At 53.1% G+C, this 17357-nt stretch carries 16 protein-coding genes and 1 pseudogene; 7 read left to right on the top strand and 10 right to left on the bottom strand.

Annotated elements, in window-relative coordinates; all coding sequences use genetic code 11:
• The first annotated feature begins 18 nt into the window (after positions 1–18).
• Complete coding sequence (locus tag GN241_06850) at positions 19–1272, top strand: tyrosine--tRNA ligase (protein ID XAT57107.1); 1254 nt, start codon at positions 19–21, stop codon at positions 1270–1272.
• A 60-nt stretch (positions 1273–1332) separates the two neighbouring features.
• Here GN241_06850 and GN241_06845 read toward each other — a convergent pair whose 3' ends face one another.
• Positions 1333–1881, bottom strand: a complete 549-nt coding sequence (locus GN241_06845) for a peptidylprolyl isomerase (GenBank protein XAT57106.1) — start codon at positions 1879–1881, stop codon at positions 1333–1335.
• Positions 1874–2458 (bottom strand): peptidylprolyl isomerase, encoded by a 585-nt coding sequence (locus tag GN241_06840; protein XAT57105.1) that lies wholly within the window; start codon positions 2456–2458, stop codon positions 1874–1876. The genes GN241_06845 and GN241_06840 overlap by 8 nt, the downstream gene beginning before the upstream one ends.
• A 130-nt stretch (positions 2459–2588) precedes the next feature.
• On the opposite strand from GN241_06840, the gene pgk reads away from it, so the two are divergent.
• From pgk to GN241_06810, 6 genes are all read left to right on the top strand, one after another.
• Entirely contained in the window at positions 2589–3782 is a 1194-nt protein-coding gene (gene pgk / locus GN241_06835; GenBank protein ID XAT57104.1) for a phosphoglycerate kinase, read from the top strand.
• Positions 3783–3944: 162 nt separating this feature from the next.
• Positions 3945–4856, top strand: a complete 912-nt coding sequence (locus GN241_06830) for a fructose bisphosphate aldolase (protein ID XAT57103.1) — start codon at positions 3945–3947, stop codon at positions 4854–4856.
• A gap of 146 nt (positions 4857–5002) precedes the next feature.
• Positions 5003–5305 (top strand): septum formation initiator family protein, encoded by a 303-nt coding sequence (locus tag GN241_06825; protein ID XAT57102.1) that lies wholly within the window; start codon positions 5003–5005, stop codon positions 5303–5305.
• Positions 5306–5420: 115 nt separating this feature from the next.
• Positions 5421–6410 (top strand): pyruvate dehydrogenase (acetyl-transferring) E1 component subunit alpha, encoded by a 990-nt coding sequence (gene pdhA, locus GN241_06820; protein XAT57101.1) that lies wholly within the window; start codon positions 5421–5423, stop codon positions 6408–6410.
• Positions 6411–6428: 18 nt separating this feature from the next.
• Positions 6429–7790: a pyruvate dehydrogenase complex E1 component subunit beta gene (locus tag GN241_06815; GenBank protein ID XAT57100.1), complete on the top strand. Its 1362-nt coding sequence runs from the start codon at positions 6429–6431 to the stop codon at positions 7788–7790.
• 12 nt (positions 7791–7802) lie between these two features.
• Positions 7803–9131 carry a pyruvate dehydrogenase complex dihydrolipoamide acetyltransferase gene (locus GN241_06810; protein XAT57099.1) on the top strand — a complete coding sequence of 443 codons (1329 nt, stop codon included), beginning with the start codon at positions 7803–7805 and terminating at the stop codon, positions 9129–9131.
• Between the two features lie 102 nt (positions 9132–9233).
• On the opposite strand, the gene cysE is transcribed toward GN241_06810, so the two are convergent.
• From cysE to GN241_06770, 8 genes and pseudogenes are all read right to left on the bottom strand, one after another.
• Positions 9234–10052, bottom strand: a complete 819-nt coding sequence (gene cysE / locus GN241_06805) for a serine O-acetyltransferase (GenBank protein ID XAT57098.1) — start codon at positions 10050–10052, stop codon at positions 9234–9236.
• Positions 10053–10214: 162 nt separating this feature from the next.
• A pseudogene (locus GN241_06800) lies at positions 10215–14168 on the bottom strand (host specificity protein).
• Positions 14168–14644 carry a peptidase gene (locus tag GN241_06795; protein ID XAT59207.1) on the bottom strand — a complete coding sequence of 159 codons (477 nt, stop codon included), beginning with the start codon at positions 14642–14644 and terminating at the stop codon, positions 14168–14170. Before GN241_06795 ends, GN241_06800 begins: the two are co-directional and overlap by 1 nt.
• Positions 14644–15525 (bottom strand): DUF2163 domain-containing protein, encoded by an 882-nt coding sequence (locus tag GN241_06790; protein XAT57097.1) that lies wholly within the window; start codon positions 15523–15525, stop codon positions 14644–14646. The genes GN241_06795 and GN241_06790 overlap by 1 nt, the downstream gene beginning before the upstream one ends.
• On the bottom strand, positions 15522–16154 hold the full coding sequence (locus GN241_06785) for a TIGR02217 family protein (GenBank protein XAT57096.1): 633 nt from the start codon (positions 16152–16154) through the stop codon (positions 15522–15524). The genes GN241_06790 and GN241_06785 overlap by 4 nt, the downstream gene beginning before the upstream one ends.
• Before the next feature lie 16 nt (positions 16155–16170).
• On the bottom strand, positions 16171–16836 hold the full coding sequence (locus GN241_06780) for a phage tail tape measure protein (protein XAT57095.1): 666 nt from the start codon (positions 16834–16836) through the stop codon (positions 16171–16173).
• A complete protein-coding gene (locus tag GN241_06775; protein ID XAT57094.1) occupies positions 16826–17026 on the bottom strand; it encodes a phage tail assembly chaperone in 201 nt (66 codons plus the stop codon). Before GN241_06775 ends, GN241_06780 begins: the two co-directional genes overlap by 11 nt.
• Positions 17019–17357, bottom strand: coding sequence for a gene transfer agent family protein (locus tag GN241_06770; protein ID XAT57093.1), 339 nt, complete (start codon positions 17355–17357; stop codon positions 17019–17021). Before GN241_06770 ends, GN241_06775 begins: the two co-directional genes overlap by 8 nt.

The raw sequence follows: 17357 nt of genomic DNA, 5'->3' as shown, positions 1-17357 counted from the left end.
AATTATGTGAGGCCAGCCATGAGCTTTCAACCCAAATCTGATTTTCTTGATATCATGATGTCTCGCGGATTTTTGGCCGATTGCACGGATTATGAGGGCTTAGACAAAGCCTTACTGGCGGGCGGGATGCCCGGATATATCGGCTTTGATGCGACCGCCCAATCGTTGCATGTGGGCAGTCTCATTCAAATTATGATGCTGCGCTGGTTGCAAAAAACCGGTGGGCGCCCGATTACGCTGATGGGTGGGGGCACAACGAAAGTGGGCGATCCCAGCTTTCGGGCGGATGAGCGCCCGTTGCTGACACCCGCCAAGATTGACGAAAATATCGCCGGTATCAAAAACGCGTTTTCCTCTTATATCACATATGGTGATGGGCCTTCCGATGCGCTGATGATCAATAATGCTGAATGGTTGGATGAATTGAACTATTTGGGATTTCTGCGAGATATCGGGCGCCATTTTTCGGTGAACCGCATGCTCAGTTTTGAAAGCGTCAAATCACGGCTGGATCGTGAGCAATCACTTTCCTTTCTTGAGTTCAATTATATGATCCTCCAAGCCTATGATTTTCTGGAGCTCAACCAGCGCTATGGGTGCCTGCTGCAGATGGGGGGATCGGATCAGTGGGGCAATATCGTCAATGGCATCGATCTGACGCGCCGCGTGGTTGACAACGCGGTGTTTGGCTTAACCTCACCGCTTCTGACCACCTCAGATGGAAAGAAAATGGGCAAATCTCTCGATGGGGCAGTTTGGCTGAATGCAGATATGCGCAGCCCTTATGAGTTTTGGCAATTTTGGCGCAACACCACAGATGCGGATGTGGGGCGATTTTTAAAACTTTACACAGAGCTACCAGTCGAGGAATGTGAGAGGCTGGGCGCGCTGGAAGGCTCTGAGATCAATGAAGCAAAAGCCGTTTTAGCGCATGAAGTAACCAAGCTGTTGCACGGCGCAGATGCCGCCGAGAAAGCCCAAATCACGGCGCGTGAAGTGTTTGAAAAAGGCGGTATTGGCGATGATTTACCAACCGTAAATTTAACCGCAGAAGATCTGGGCGCTGGAATTTCGATTGTTCAGCTGATCGTCAAAGCAGGATTGGCAAAATCGGGCAAAGAAGCCAAACGTTTGATCGCAGAAAATGGCGCCAAACTGGATGATAAGCCGCTCACCGATGCTGGTCTAATGCTGGATGCGGCTGCATTTGGCAGCCCAATCAAGCTGAGCGCTGGTAAAAAACGCCATGCATTGGTGCAATTGGTGACATAAAACGCGCCTCTGGCAAATGCTAAGCCCAAGGCGCGTTTTGATGTTCAAAAAAGGGCGGCTTTAATCGGTAACTGTCACTTTAGACATACGGTCGGGTATGCCCAAAACCGCGCCATTGGCGCCTTTGCCCAGCTTGATCGCATCCACCACATCCATTCCGTCAGTGACTTTGCCCACCACTGTATATTGCCCATTCAGAAAATATCCTTCGGCAAACATGATAAAAAACTGGCTATTGGCGCTGTTGGGGTTCTGCGCACGCGCCATTCCAATTACCCCGCGATCATAGGGCGTATCGGAAAATTCTGCTGGCAGATCTGGTAACTCAGACCCGCCCCGCCCTGCCATGGAGATATTGCCCCCGGCTTTTCCGAATTCCACATCCCCGGTTTGCGCCATAAACCCTTCGATCACGCGGTGAAACACCACGTCATCATAGGCACCCGCACTTGCCAGCGTGGTGAGGCGCTCAACATGTTGCGGGGCGATCTGTTCAAACAAATCAATGGTAACTGTTCCCTTACTTTGTTCGCCTGCGACTTCAATCACCAAACCTGCCGCCAAGGCCGGCCCGCTTAGAACGGCAAATAACGCGCTCAGTTTAAACATCAGCTGCAACTTTCATGCTAATCATACGATCCGGAGTCATTGGCGGTTCCCCACGCTCGATCTCATCCACCAACTCCATTCCGGTCAACACGCGCCCATAGACAGTATATTGCCGGTTCAAAAAGTGATTATCGCCGAAATTAATGAAAAACTGACTGTTGGCGCTATCAGGATTGGCGCTGCGCGCGGCCCCGATCGTGCCCCGATCATGCGGAATGCCCGAAAATTCAGCTTTCAAATTGGGCAGTTCAGAACCGCCCGTTCCCGCCATCCGCAGATCAAAATCGGCTTCCATATTGCCATTTTTAACATCTCCTGTTTGCGCCATAAATCCATCAATCACGCGATGAAAGCACACATTGTCATAAGCGCCGCTGCGCGCCAATTCTTTCATCCGATCGCAATGTCCGGGCGCAATATCGGGCAAAAGCTCAATCACAACGGTTCCTGATTTCAATTCAATCAAGATTGTATTTTCAGGATCTTTATAGGGGCTAGATTTTGCCGCTGTTTTCTTTGCAGCAGGCTTTTTTGCCGCCGGTTTCGCCTTCGCTTTAGGTGCCTTTTTCTCGGCCATGATCGATCCTTTCTGATAACTGGTGCAGCTTCCTATGCTGGATTCCTTTGGGGAACAAGGTGCACCGCGCGTCAGATCATTTATACAGTGCTTGAATCGAATCAATTTAGTGAAAGAAAGCGGGAAATAGATGGGCTGGAAAACCATAGATAATATGGACATATCGGGTAAAAAGGTGCTTCTGCGCGTCGATATCAACGTTCCGATGAAGGCAGGCAAAGTCACCGACGCGACGCGAATCGAAAAAATTATTCCAACCGTGAAAGATATATTGGCGGCTAAGGGCATGCCCATTTTAATGGCGCATTTTGGCCGGCCTAAAGGCACTGCCAGCCCCACGCTGAGCCTTAAGCAGCTGATCCCCGCATTGGAAACCGCACTTGGACAACCGATAATTTGGGCGGATGCCACAATCGGAGCCAAAGCCGAAGCCGCCAGCGCGGCGCTGCGGGAAGGACAAATTCTTTTGTTAGAGAACACCCGCTTTTACGCAGATGAAGAAGCCAATTCTGCAAAATTTGCCGCCTCACTGGCCATATTGGGGGATATCTTTTGCAATGATGCGTTTTCGGCGGCGCATCGCGCGCATGCCAGCACCGAAGGTCTTGCCCGCCATCTTCCAGCCTGCGCAGGACGTTTGATGCAAGCTGAGCTACAAGCCCTAGAGGCGGCTTTGGGCGCACCGCAACGCCCAGTTGTGGCCGTGGTGGGCGGCGCTAAAGTTTCAACCAAGCTAGATCTTTTGGGCAATTTGGTCACTAAAGTGGATCAATTGGTGATCGGGGGGGGGATGGCCAACACGTTTCTAGCCGCTCAAGGCCATGCAATCGGTACATCTTTGGCCGAACATGAAATGACAGATACAGCGCAAAACATTCTGGCGAGAGCCAAAGCCGCCGGTTGCGAAATCATCTTGCCGTCGGATATTGTGGTCGCCCGCACCTTTGCAGCCCATGCCCCCCATGAAACCTTGCCCGCAGAGGCCTGCCCAAAAGACGCGATGATCTTAGATGCCGGGCCCGATACGGTTGACACCATCGCATCCGTATTCGACGCAGCCAAAACCTTGGTTTGGAATGGCCCCCTGGGCGCCTTTGAATTAGAGCCTTTCGATAGCGCAACCAAAGCCGCAGCGCGCAAAGCCGCAGGGCTGAGCGCAGCTGGCAAGCTGATCTCGGTGGCCGGCGGAGGAGACACCGTTGCTGCCTTGAACAAAGCTGGCGCTGCACAAGATTTCAGCTATATTTCAACAGCAGGGGGCGCTTTCTTGGAATGGATGGAAGGTAAAACACTGCCCGGCGTTGCTGCGCTTGCGCAAAATTAAACGAGCATCCCTATCAGACACTCCTTTTGTTAAAAAAAAACTCATTTTTCAAAATGTTAGCGTTATCATATTTGCGCTGCCACCTTTCCCTAAGATAGAAGGTGTTGGCCGATCTGCGAATTAAACGGGCAGAACAACGCATTTTGAAAAAAGGATGGCGCATTGAGCACTCTTACGCAAATGGACCAAATTTCCAGAGGGCAGGGTTTTATCGCTGCGCTCGATCAAAGCGGTGGCTCTTCGCCCAAAGCGCTTGCTGAATACGGAATTTCAACCAACGCCTACCATTCCGATGCGGAAATGTTCACCCTGATCCACGACATGCGCTGCAGGCTAATGACCGCGCCCGCATTTGATGGACGCAAAATCATTGGGGCTATCTTATTTGAAGACACCATGATGCGACAGGTGGGAGAGATCAGCGTTGCTGATTATTTATGGAACACGCGCAACGTGGTGCCGTTTCTCAAAATTGATAAGGGCTTGGAAGAGGCGCAGAACGGCGTGCAAACCTTAAAGCCGATACCGGAGTTAGAAGCCCTGCTGAAGCGCGCGACAGATGCAGGGATTTTTGGCACCAAAATGCGCTCTGTGATCCATTCTGCGGACGCAAACGGCATTGCCGCAATTGTCGCGCAGCAATTTGACATCGCACAAACGATCCTTGGCTATGGTTTGATCCCAATCATTGAACCTGAAATTAATATTCAAAGCGCAGATAAAGCCGCGTCAGAAACACTGTTATGCGACGAAATTCTAACCCAACTGGATCGATTAAACAGCAACCAATCTGTTATTTTGAAACTGACCCTGCCAGAAGTGAACAATCGCTATGCGCCCTTGATCGCGCATCAAAATGTTCTGCGAGTGGTGGCGCTTTCCGGCGGTTACACTCGCCCCATCGCCAATCAACGCCTACGCCAAAATGCAGGGATGATCGCAAGCTTTTCGCGGGCGCTGCTGGAGGGCCTGTCGGCATCTCAGACCGATGCTGAATTCAACCAAAGGCTCTCGCATTCAATTCAGGAAATATACGAGGCCTCTGTCGCAGGAGAAGACACGAGCCTTCGATGAAAACAGCGGCAAACCCAGCTTTTGGATAAGCGCCTTGGCGCCCTGGGTAACAAAAATCTCGTCAAAAGTAACTTTGGGGATTCACAAGGCGAATCACCTGTGTCATACTTTGCATAAGCCCAAACATATGGGCATGACAGGCAGGTATGACGCAAACAAGAACATATTCCGGTTGGGGCCTCTTGGCTGTGGTTTCGCTGGCCACTGGTTTGGGCAGTTATTTTGCCTTTGCAGCCATTCAAGGCGAATATGGCGTATTGCGCCGCGCCGAAATCACCAGCTTTTCGGACAATTTAAACAGCGAATTGATGCGGTTAAACACCGAGGTCGAACAGATGGAAAACCTCACGCAACGCTTGTCGGACGAATATCTTGATATCGATCTTCTAGACGAGCGTGTGCGAGAAATTTTAGGCTATGTCCGCAGCTCAGAACTAGTTATCAACTAGAGTTTCTTTAACCAAAACCCCGTAAATACGCCCGTAAAAAGATTTTACTCGCAACTCTTTTTGTTTTACTGTAAGAAATGGTTTAACATTAAACTAATTTACTCGGAGGCGCGACATGGCGGCACGAAAAGCGGCAGCTAAACCCAATATCTCACCCGAAGAACTTTTGGGCTATTACAAAGACATGCTGCTGATACGGCGGTTCGAAGAAAAAGCAGGGCAACTTTACGGCATGGGCCTGATAGGCGGGTTTTGTCACCTCTATATTGGTCAAGAAGCCGTGGTTGTTGGGCTCGAAGCTGCTGCCGAAGAGGGGGATAAACGCATTACGTCTTATCGCGATCACGGCCATATGCTTGCCGCCGGCATGGATCCGAACGGAGTTATGGCCGAGTTAACCGGGCGTAGCGGTGGCTATTCCAAAGGCAAGGGCGGCTCTATGCATATGTTCAGCAAAGAAAAGCATTTTTACGGCGGGCATGGCATCGTTGGGGCGCAAGTGCCGCTGGGGGCAGGCTTAGCCTTTGCGGATAAATATCTTGGTAATGGACGCGTTACATTTGCCTATTTTGGCGATGGCGCGGCGAACCAAGGGCAGATTTACGAAACCTTCAATATGGCGGCACTTTGGGAGTTACCGGTGATCTTTGTGATCGAAAACAACCAATATGCTATGGGAACGGCGCAACAGCGTTCGACCTCAACACCGGATCTATACACCCGCGGTGAGGCTTTTGGCATCAAGGGCCAAGCTGTGGATGGGATGGATGTATTAGAAGTGAAAGCCGCCGGCGAGAAAGCGGTTGCGCATTGCCGCAGCGGCAAAGGCCCATATATCTTAGAAATCAAAACCTATCGCTATCGCGGCCATTCCATGTCGGATCCGGCCAAATACCGCACCCGCGAAGAGGTTCAGAAAATGCGCGAAGAGCGCGATGCAATCGAATCTGTGCGCAGCCTGTTGTTAACGGGCAAACACACCACAGAAGAGGCGCTAAAGGCGATCGATAAAGACGTCAAAGACATCGTCAATGCATCCGCCGAATTTGCAAAAACCAGCCCAGAGCCCGATTTGGACGAGCTTTGGACGGATATCTACGCCTAAAGCATAAGGAGATTTATGATGGCAATTAAAATTCTTATGCCCGCCCTTTCCCCCACAATGGAAGAGGGTACATTGGCAAAGTGGATGGTCAAAGAAGGTGATGTTGTGGCCGCTGGCGATATCATTGCAGAAATTGAGACCGATAAGGCAACAATGGAATTTGAGGCCGTTGACGAAGGTATAATTGGGCAAATTATCGTGGCAGAGGGCAGCGAAAACGTAAAAGTGAACAGCCCGATTGCCACTATACTTGCCGAAGGCGAACCCGCTGCAGCACAGCCCAGCGCCGCGCCGCCTGCCCCTTCGCAGGCAGAGGCGCCAGCGTCAGCCGCGCCGGCAAAAGCGGCAACGGCCGCGCTGGCTCCGAATACCGCGCCCGTTTGGCCCGAAGGCGCAAAGCTGAAACAACAAACGGTGCGCGAGGCTTTGCGCGACGCGATGGCCGAAGAAATGCGGCAAGATCAAAAGGTATTTTTGATGGGCGAAGAAGTAGGCGAATATCAAGGGGCCTATAAAATTTCACAGGGCCTGCTTGACGAGTTTGGAGAAAAGCGCGTGATCGACACGCCGATCACCGAACACGGGTTTGCAGGCATAGCGGTCGGTGCAGCCTTTGGCGGGCTTCGGCCAATCGTTGAGTTCATGACGTTCAATTTTGCCATGCAGGCAATGGATCAAATCATCAATTCTGCGGCGAAAACCTTGTACATGTCGGGCGGTCAAATGGGGGCACCGATGGTGTTTCGTGGCCCCAATGGTGCGGCGGCGCGCGTTGGCGCGCAGCATAGCCAAGATTACGCAGCCTGGTATGCGCATATTCCTGGGCTTAAAGTGGCCATGCCCTATTCGGCTTCGGATGCTAAGGGCCTGCTGAAAAGCGCCATTCGCGATAACAATCCGGTGATATTCTTGGAAAATGAAATCTTATATGGCCGCAGTTTCGACGTGCCCGACATAGAAGATTTCACCGTTCCATTCGGCAAAGCCCGAGTCTGGCGCGAAGGCACAGATGTTACCATCGTGAGCTTTGGCATCGGCATGCAATACGCTTTAGAGGCGGCTGATAAACTGGCAGAGCAGGGTATAAGCGCCGAAGTGATTGATCTGCGCAGCTTGCGGCCGATCGATTACGATACGGTATTGGCCTCGGTTCAAAAAACCAACCGCTGCGTCACGGTGGAAGAAGGCTTCCCCGTTGGAGCGATTGGCAACCATCTTTCCGCCGTGATTATGCAGCGCGCCTTTGACTATCTGGACGCGCCTGTGATCAATTGCACCGGCAAAGATGTGCCGATGCCATATGCCGCAAACTTGGAGCGTCATGCCCTGATCACCACCGATGAGGTTATCGCCGCCGTTCATTCTGTTACCTACCGCTAAGGAGATCGGATCATGCCTATAGAAATTTTGATGCCAGCGCTGTCTCCGACGATGGAAGAAGGCACGCTTGCCAAATGGTTGGTAAAAGAGGGCGATGCTGTTGCCTCGGGAGATTTGCTGGCTGAAATCGAAACTGACAAAGCCACGATGGAGTTTGAAGCAGTTGACGAAGGCATCATTGGCAAACTTTTGGTCGCGGAAGGCACTGAAAATGTGGCCGTGAATAGCGCGATTGCCGTTTTACTGGAAGATGGCGAATCCTCCTCAGAGGTCGCAGCGGCGCCCAGTGCGCCTGCAAGCCCTGCCCCGGCCGCCGAAGCAGTCACATCAAGCCCAGCAAAGTCCGCAACGCTCGCCTCTTCCCCCGAATCGACGCCGCGCGCCGCACCAAAAAAGGCGGCAGAGGGCGCACGCGTTTTTGCAACGCCCTTGGCGCGCAAATTGGCAGCGCAGAACGATGTTGATTTAACCAAACTATCGGGTAGCGGGCCGCGTGGACGGATTGTAAAAGCTGATATCAAAGCGGCGGCAAATGCTGTGTCTGTCGAACGCCCGGCGGCGTCTTTGGCCGGCGCGGCAAGCACAAGCGGCGCCGCCCCTGCGCCCCAATCGGCTAATTTTGAAACGATTGCCAAGCTATATGCTGGGCGCGCCTATGAAGAAATCTCATTGGATCGCATGCGCAAAACAATCGCAGCCAGATTAACCGAAGCCAAGCAAACGGTTCCCCATTTCTATCTTCGCCGCGATGTTATGCTTGATAATTTGCTCGGCTTTCGCGGTGAGATGAACGCCGCGCTTGCAGAACGTGACGTAAAATTATCGGTGAATGATTTTGTGATAAAAGCCTGCGCGCTGGCCCTAACGACGGTGCCAACCGCCAATGCCATTTGGGCCGGCGATCGTATATTGCAATTCACCCCTGCTGATATTGCGGTGGCTGTGGCCATCGATGGAGGGCTGATCACACCCGTGCTGAAAGATGCAGATCAAAAAAGCCTCTCCGTGCTCAGCACCGAGATGAAAGATCTCGCAACACGCGCAAAGGGGCGAAAATTGGCCCCGGATGAGTATCAGGGGGGCAGCTTTGCAATTTCAAACCTTGGAATGTTTGGCATCGATAATTTTGATGCCGTGATCAATCCCCCCCATGGCGCGATCTTAGCTGTGGGCGCGGGCAAGAAAAAGCCCGTGGTAACTGCATCGGGCGAGTTGGGCATTGCAACCGTGATGTCCTTGACATTATCGGTGGATCACCGGGTGATCGATGGGGCTTTGGGCGCCGAACTTTTAAATATAATCGTCAAAAACCTTGAAAACCCAATGGCGATGCTGGCCTAAGTTCCGCGCAGACTCGCGTCCTATGTAAAAAGCCCCGCTTAGTCAGTCGGGGCTTTTTACATTTCAAACATATAGGCCATCAAACCCTTAGGTTTTTCACTATCAGTCCAGGCTCGCCTCGCCCGAAAGCAATTGATCCATCGATATTGAGGGCGTGCTGCAACCAGCGGTGCCAACTACTTTCGCAGGCACGCCGGCAACGGTAGATTTTTCGGGAACATTATCCAGAACGACCGACCCTGCGGCGATGCGCGAGCAACGCCCAACGTGAATATTGCCAAGCACTTTCGCACCGGCGCCAATCAACACCCCATCATCAATCTTCGGATGCCGATCCTGCTCTTCCTTGCCGGTCCCGCCCAAAGTAACGGCATGCAGCATTGAGACATTATCGCCCACCACCGCCGTTTCCCCTATCACGACCGAATGCGCATGGTCGATCATCAGACCTTTTCCAATTCTGGCGTTCGGGTGGATATCGATCCCGAACACTTCGGATGTTCGAGATTGCATAACATAGGCCAGATCAATCCGGCCATCTTTCCACAGATAATGCGCAACGCGATAGGCTTGCACAGCCTGAAAGCCTTTGAAGTAGAGCAGTGGTTGCATATATCTGTGACAGGCCGGATCTCTGTCATAGGTTGCCATAATATCCGCCCGCGCGGCCAAGGCCAATTCTGGCTCATTCGCATAGGCCAGCGCACATATATCATGCAGCGCCTGTTCAGACATCTGTGCCGATGCCAGCTTTTGGGCCATACTATGAGACAGCGCAGATTCAATGTCTGGATGCTGCAAAATTATCTGATGCATGAAGCCGCCCAGAAGCGCTTCGCGCTCAATTGACTGCTCTGCTTCTTGTCGAATACGCTCCCAAACCGGATCGAGCTTGGCAAGATGGTGTTTTGGATCCCTCATGCGGCATCTCCCGTTAACCTAAGCCTTAACTATAAACCTAATCCACAGCGTCAACCAAAGCAAGTCAAAAGCAATACTTAAGGATGGGTATATAATATTCATTTTTGAACGCCTAATACAGAATAATTAGCCTCGCAAAGATCAAACGAACCGCAAAACCCCCTAAGCCCTAATTTCAAGGTTTTCTGAAATTATCATATAGGCGCTGGGGCCCGGCCCGAAACGATCGGATAATTGGGCGACCTCAAATCTCAACCCATTCATATTGTTTGCTTTTAAATCAGAAATATACCACGCATTTTCATAGGTCCAAACTGGTCGCTCGGGATAGGCCTCGCGCAGAACCTCGCTTTGTGCCAAAATGCGAACGCGGTAGCGCTCTGCGGCTTCGGCAAGCGGAATATCACCCTCATGCCACATATCCGCGTCAACGCGGCCGCGGCGCAGCCACGCAAATTCAATTGCCTCGGCTTTGATACGTAGTTGCAAATGGCAGGGGCGGTAGGGCCTTGACAGATTGTTGAGAAACACCTGTGAGGCGCTCTGAAAAATAGGATCATCTAATGGCTTTGCAGCGGGGCCGATGCGAAAATGACGCTCTATTCCCCTTTGGATGGGTAAAGCCCAAATCTGGGGCGGCGCCTGATCAAGCGTCACAAGCAAGCTGCCACTTGGCCATTCAGCGGGCATGATCGCATCGCTGCCATGTAATCCGCGCAACAGTCCGGATAGTTGATAAACCCCGCGCTCTCGAAGCGCAGCAAATTGAAATTGTACGATTTCCCAATTGCCAGCAGATCCATCGCCAATCGCCATTTTGTTACGCCCAGCCAAAAAGGCCTGAAGTTTTATCGAGCTTAATTGCAGGTTTGGCATTTCAACCAGAAGCTGCGTGCCCATATCGATCAAACCCAAAGGCCCTGCCGGCAAGGGCGAGCATAACCGTCCAATATAACTTTGCCGCGTGATCACCTGCGCCAAAGCGTAATCGTCTAAGCTATCGGATGCATATACCGCAACCCGCCCGGGCCATGGCTGTGCCGAGACCGCCACATAAGGGGCTTGGGGTTGCTCATCACCGCTCAGCGATGGCAAATCAAGAAAAGTTGCAAAGACCGGCAGCGGGGGTACAAAGCGATCAAGGCGCAGGCGATCTGCCTGATAGGGCTGCGGTTGATACAATTTGGCATCGCTGCGCACCGCCGTCAAAGTTTGAAAACTCCCCAACTCTACCCGGTCAATCCGATAACTGTCAGAGCGCCCAGCTGCCTTAACTCGAACCCTGTCTCCCGCGCCGATCTGGCGCTGCGAAGGGGGCAAGGCAAATCGGATGGTATCTTTTGCCAAACGCGCCTCGACAAGCCAGCGCTGCATCGCCTGGCGGGCCTCAGCACGGGTTAACACCAGCCCTGTTTCGATTTGCGACACACTCAGATCCGAATCTGAGGCAAGCTGAACCTCTTCGCTAACCACATCATAAACCCCTTCGGCCAAAGCAAAGCTTTGTTGAAGGCGCCCCACCCGTTCTGTAACGCCATCCCGGCGTCATTCAATCGGGGCTTCTAGCTCTTTACTGTCAACCAAGCTTGCAAGATCAAGTGGCCGCTCCAGCCCGGCCCCACGCTGCAAAAACCGAACAACGCCCTGCTGCTCAACCGCGTCAAAGCCAAAATGCAGCGCCAAAGGCTGTAACAGCCCGCGCGCGCTTTCCTCTCCATTGGTTTTATAACCGCGCACATAACCATGCAGATCCGATACATCATAATCAAACAAGCCAGAGCGCTCGCAGATTTCGGCCACCACCGCCGCCAAAGACACCCCCGACACCCGCCCTGTGATCCAATGCCCCCGCGCGTAATTCTCTCCATCTGCCCAGAGATCCTCTGCAGCGGGAAAATAGGGGAAGGGCCGCGCATCCCAGGTCCACACGAACATCCGTGAGCAATCCAACATCCGCCCAGCATAGACATCAGATTCTGGATTATGCTCGGGCTTTACCCAATATAAATGCATTGCCCTCAAATATTGCATCTGAATATAATCATCCCGCTGGCCCACTGAAAAATAAGGCAAAGCGGATTCTGATGATTTTGGGTCAAAGAACACATTTGGCTGATTGGTCGCTTTATCAACCGCAGCAACCCCCAATTCGGTAAACCAAATCGGCTTTGATTTGGGCTGCCACTGGGTGGGCTCTGTGCTGCGCAGGCCGTTGATCCGGTTATAATGTTTCTGCGACCACCAGTTTTTCAGATCTTTGTAGCGCCAAATCCAAGCCTCATCATAGGCCGTATCTTCGATCGGCTTGCGCGATTGCACGTTTCGAGCCTCGCTTGAGGGATAATACCAATCATACCCTTCTCCACCCGCGATATTAGAGGTCAAATAGGCCAGATCGTACAAACTCCCCCATGCCGCATCTTTATGCGCTATGCCGTCCCGCCAATCCGACAGGGGCATGTAATTATCGATCCCGATGAAATCTATGTCGGAACTCGACCAAAGCGGATCAAGATGGAAAATCATATCACCGTCGGCCTCTGCCGGGCGATAACCAAAATATTCGCTCCAATCTGCGGCATAGCCCAGCTTTACCTCGGGGCCCAAAAGCCGGCGCACCTGTTGCGCCAGATCCTGTAAATGCGCGACAACCACAAACCCATCTGATTGATCTCGCACCGCGCTCAGGCCGCGCATTTCAGACCCGATGCAAAAAGCAGAGACCCCGCCCGCGCGCGCGCACAGGGCGGCATAATGCAAAATGAACCGATTATAACCCCAATCATCGGCGGGCCCGCTATAGCCTACTGCATCCTGCGACACGGTAAAATCAGCCGCCTGTGCCTGTCCGAAAAAGGCTGCAATTTCTTCCACCGCACCCGGACTACGATCCGGGCTACCGGGTTGGCTGGGGGCTTTTGACAGCGTGATGCGGCCTCGCCATGGATAGGCAGCTTGTCCTGTTTGATCAGAATAGGGATCCGGCAACATATTATCAGGCCCCTGATCCATCAGAATAAACGGATAAAACATCACCGCTTGATCGGCCTCTTTCAGCGCCTCAATCGCCTCAACAACCGACGCATCTGCAGGTGTACCGCCATATACAGAGCGACCCTGGCGCAGCGGGATCTGCGCGGCTTGCGCGCGCGCCAGACCCGAGACCTGCCAAGGCATCGGCGCGCCATCATGTACGGCTTGTTCAACCTTGGGGCGCAAGCGGCAGTGAGCACAGCGTAGATCGCTGCCAAACCAGCTGACCACAAGAGATACGGCTTTGCATTTTGGCAGCTCTTGTTCCAACATCGTGAGCGACGTTTGAAAATCAGAAAGCCCTGAGGGGGTGTTTTCATTGGCGCTGCGGTTCTGGCCTAACCCTTGTGGATAATGGACCGATGAACGCGCCAGAGCATATTCGCCGGTTCCCGGAATGAGCGAGACGCCCCTGATCAACGCCGCGGGCTCGGCCGGTGTTTTTGTGGTGATCTGCGCCGGACGGCAAATTTCAAAACTGAATTGAGGCACCCGATTGCCGAAAGGCGCCAGTGATAGGTTTTCAAATACAACATAGGCAAGGCCGCGATAGGCCGGCACTTGACCTATACCTTCGATCGCTTCCAAAACAGGATCAGGCCTTTGGGTTTCAGAGCCTTTATAAACCTGCATCGACAGCTTTTCGGGCGATATCTGCACCCCATCCGCCCAAATTTGCGCGATATGCGTGATCTCACCCCAGCAGAGCGCAATCGCAAGGCTCACCGAATACTGATATTCAATCACATCTGGGCTGGCAGGGCGGCTTTTACTGGCCACTTGCCCATGTGTTACCAGTTTATTTTCATAGAACTGCGAGGCCCAAATCACCTGTCCGCCAACGCGCGTGCGCCCAAAGACATGCGCGATCGGCAGGCCTTCACCACTTTGCGTGATTTGCGCCCGTTCAAGCCGCCCCCTCTCAACCGGCTCAGAGCCCTGCCCTAGCACGGCCGCATCAAGGCTACGCCCAATGACCGCGCCGGCAAAGCGGCCAACACTGGTCATTGAAAACCCTAAAAAGCTGCCCCCGACCGAACTGCCAATGCCAGCCCCAAGGCCAGCCAAAACCAACGTTGCCATTAAAAACCTCGCTGTGGGAAACGAAAGATCGCCACCGCGCGGCGGCGCCATTTAAACGTTAAATCGACTTCGCAGACCCCTTTCACATGGCAGGCATGAATGAAGCTTGGCCGGCCGGCACGCTGCGCGGCAATACCCAAATGATTGGCGGCCCCTTTCGCGATCAGGCGAAACAACAAAAGGCTGCCATCCGGGATCACAGCTCCGTTTTGCAAACGGCCATCTGGTTGCATTTCAAGCGTCATGCTCAAAAAATATTTTTGCAAATTTTGCCAAAGCAATTCTTGGGGTTGCAAGGTGCCCCAAGCCGGCGAATAGGGCGGAATTGGAGCAGGCTCTGCGCCAATTTGCGCCCGCCAGACCCCTCGGATCAGCCCCAAGCAATCTGCGCCAACACCGCGGCACGAGGCTTGATGATGAAAGGGGGTGCCCAGCCAGGCACGCGCCGCAGATACAATCATATCGGGCTTTGACATCATCTGCGGCTGCCGTGATCCGATACGGCGTGCTGGGCGGGATTAATAAGCAGCCAATCGCTTGAGGGAATATCGGGAAAGCCACGGAAATTAAGCGCATTGTCAAATTTTACCCGGCAGGTTTCAAAGCGTTTATCGCAGCCCATGGTAAGCTCGAGAAGATCGCCCTGCTCAAAGCCAAGGCTTGGCGGCTCCCAAAGCTCGATCAAACGATGCGCGTTTAAACGCTGATCGCGCTTCACCAAGCCCTGATAGCCCCGCGCTTTGCCGTTGACAGCCTTCAGCGTGCCATGTTCGAAACACCCATCGTCAAATGCGGGCAGATCAAACAGCTCTAACGCGCCCTGCTCGGTGACGCGCGATAACGCCACCGAAGTCACGAACCCCGGCGTTGTCAAATCAAAACCGCAGGCTTGATCCCCCAGAAGCGCGCTACAACTGGCGCTGTAGACCCGCGCCACAGGCTTGTTCAACAAAGCGGTCAGGCCGCGTAATTCGGCCTGAAACGCGCCCCCTTTGCGTTGAATCTCGCCAATCAGCCCCGAGAATTCCAGCTGAATTTGCTCTGGGTTGGCCCAATTCACCAGCCATGCCTCTACTTTGGCTTCATCAAACTTGCCGGCCGCAATATCCGCTTCGCTCACCCCGTCATCCCATAAGACCCCCAAGGCTTCGGTATTATCAACCGACAGCCCTGTCGTTTGGGATAGGTTCATCGCTGACAAGCCGCTTTCGGCGCGAAATTCCAACCCTGCAAAAAAGAGCGGTCGATCGTGATCGGTAAAGCCAAACCGCACCCCGTCGCGTCTTGTGATTGCCCAAGCTCTGCAAATACTGGTGAGGCCCTGCTGCAAGGCCTGATAAAGCGGTGGCTGCGTCATAGGCGCAGCTCAATAACTGGCACGCGCGGCAATTCGCCCGCCTCAAAATGTGCCAGGCTGGTTTCTATTATATCTGTGTCAAAGCGCACGGGCACATCAAATTCGAACCCCGCTGTTACATCCAAACCGGAGGCGGGCGGAGTAAGAAATTTCAAAAGGCCGCTGCTCGAGTCCAATTCAAAATGCCGCGTTTCAAATTGCGGCTCGCCTTGAATGGCGGCCACAACCGATCCGATTACAGGTTTGCAAATGGGGCGCGCATAGCGGCCCTCGCCAGAAATATAAGATTTTGATAAGGCAAATTCCCGCTGTTGCCCGTCACCGATCCCGATTACTTGGTCATTAAACCCGATTTCCTGACTGGGCAGGCAAGATTTGAAATCACCCCAATCTTTCCAACGGAACCCGTGTAGACACCCGGCGCGGGCTTCAAAAAACGCGATTAAATCGGCGATATCATCAAGCGATCGCATCCCCAAACCCGCATCGTAGCGCCGTTTTGAATGGGCCCAAGGCGTGCTCCGTTCCTCATAACCATTGCTCAGCGTGACGATTTCGGTACGCCGTTCGGGGCCTCCAAATGAGCCAAAGCTGATCGTGGTGGGAAATTGCACTTCATGAAATGACATAGACTTCTGCCCTTTTTTACCGGTTGCGTTGAGCGCGCGAAATCACCTGCCCAATTTGTGCAGAAATTTGCGATTGGGTGCGGCGAAACCCTTCAACATCCGGGGTTGTTATATGTATCGAAACGTGGACCGGTGCAGAAAATCCACCCTGCCCTTTGATACCAAGACGCCCATCTTTGCCGCGGGCAAGCGGCAAAATAGCCTCTGGACCTGCCTCTCCGGCCAACCCTAATCCACCGCGCATGGGAAAATAGGTGGGCGAAGACACAATACCACCATCTGCGAATGGCATGACCCGCGTATTGGTAAAGCCGGCGCCGCCTGAAATCGGTGAAAAGGCGCCCAAAACAGATTGAGCATTGTTCACCAATGAGCTTGCCAAATGCGCCGTTACGGGTTTGACTGCGGCGTTAAATGTGGCGTCGATTAACGATTTGCGAATATGCCCGATCACATCGCTGAACTGTTCGCCATTTCGCACAGCACCATCCAAAGCATGTCTCAACCCCTGGCTGAGCGATCGTTGAAGCCCAGCTGCGCCGCTTTGGGTATCTGAAAAACTATGCCTTAAGCGCTGTAATTCACGCCTGAAAGACGCAGCTGCATCTTGCGTATCGCTCAGCGCTTTTTCACCCTGAGGCGCAGCAAAGCCAGCCGTGTTTCCTTTGGCATTATATGTCATTATCAGAGGCTTTCTGCGCGTCGGGATATTGTTCTAATAAAGTTTGCAACTCGCGCTGGCCAAGCTGCGCCTGCGGGCTGCGCGGACACGCCATCAAAGACAGCTCTTTTGGCGTTAACTGCCAAAACTCGGACGGAGAGAGGCGCAAATGAGACAGCCCAAACCGCAAGAGTTCGCTCCAATCAAACATTGGCGCCATCGCTGTGGTCTGCGGGATCTCCAAACCCCAGCACCAAAAGCCGCGCCGCGGTTTCGCTGGCCGTCACAAGCCCCCCTTCAATATGCGCATCTGCCAAATCACCGAAACCGCCCGTCCAGCCAGCGCCGCGTAAACCGCAAATCAGCAAATCCATAACATCTTTGCTGCGAAACGCACCCGTCTCAAAGCGCTGGATCAAATCCACCAAACCCTCTGCTTCAAGGCGATCTTCCAGCTCGGCCAGCGCGCCCAGCGACAGCCGTAACACATGCCGTGTCCCATCAATCACCAATTCCACCTCACCGCGATGGGGATTCACCAT

It is taken from the genome of Rhodobacteraceae bacterium IMCC1335 (assembly GCA_039640495.1).
Classification (GTDB): Bacteria; Pseudomonadota; Alphaproteobacteria; order Rhodobacterales; family Rhodobacteraceae; genus Thalassovivens.
The sequence above is the reverse complement of the archived record's forward strand: the minus strand, read 5'-3'. Positions and strand labels throughout refer to the sequence as shown.

Excerpts from the sequence above, each read along its gene's own strand:
- pdhA (XAT57101.1), top strand. The coding sequence starts at position 5,421 with ATGGCGGCACGAAAAGCGGCAGCTAAACCCAATATCTCACCCGAAGAA.
- GN241_06825 (XAT57102.1), top strand. The coding sequence starts at position 5,003 with ATGACGCAAACAAGAACATATTCCGGTTGGGGCCTCTTGGCTGTGGTT.
- pgk (XAT57104.1), top strand. The coding sequence starts at position 2,589 with ATGGGCTGGAAAACCATAGATAATATGGACATATCGGGTAAAAAGGTG.
- GN241_06815 (XAT57100.1), top strand. The coding sequence starts at position 6,429 with ATGGCAATTAAAATTCTTATGCCCGCCCTTTCCCCCACAATGGAAGAG.
- GN241_06840 (XAT57105.1), bottom strand. The coding sequence starts at position 2,458 with ATGGCCGAGAAAAAGGCACCTAAAGCGAAGGCGAAACCGGCGGCAAAA.
- GN241_06780 (XAT57095.1), bottom strand. The coding sequence starts at position 16,836 with ATGACATATAATGCCAAAGGAAACACGGCTGGCTTTGCTGCGCCTCAG.
- GN241_06790 (XAT57097.1), bottom strand. The coding sequence starts at position 15,525 with ATGACGCAGCCACCGCTTTATCAGGCCTTGCAGCAGGGCCTCACCAGT.
- GN241_06770 (XAT57093.1), bottom strand. The coding sequence starts at position 17,357 with ATGGTGAATCCCCATCGCGGTGAGGTGGAATTGGTGATTGATGGGACA.
- GN241_06785 (XAT57096.1), bottom strand. The coding sequence starts at position 16,154 with ATGTCATTTCATGAAGTGCAATTTCCCACCACGATCAGCTTTGGCTCA.
- cysE (XAT57098.1), bottom strand. The coding sequence starts at position 10,052 with ATGAGGGATCCAAAACACCATCTTGCCAAGCTCGATCCGGTTTGGGAG.
- GN241_06775 (XAT57094.1), bottom strand. The coding sequence starts at position 17,026 with ATGTTTGATTGGAGCGAACTCTTGCGGTTTGGGCTGTCTCATTTGCGC.
- GN241_06810 (XAT57099.1), top strand. The coding sequence starts at position 7,803 with ATGCCTATAGAAATTTTGATGCCAGCGCTGTCTCCGACGATGGAAGAA.
- GN241_06850 (XAT57107.1), top strand. The coding sequence starts at position 19 with ATGAGCTTTCAACCCAAATCTGATTTTCTTGATATCATGATGTCTCGC.
- GN241_06795 (XAT59207.1), bottom strand. The coding sequence starts at position 14,644 with ATGTCAAAGCCCGATATGATTGTATCTGCGGCGCGTGCCTGGCTGGGC.
- GN241_06845 (XAT57106.1), bottom strand. The coding sequence starts at position 1,881 with ATGTTTAAACTGAGCGCGTTATTTGCCGTTCTAAGCGGGCCGGCCTTG.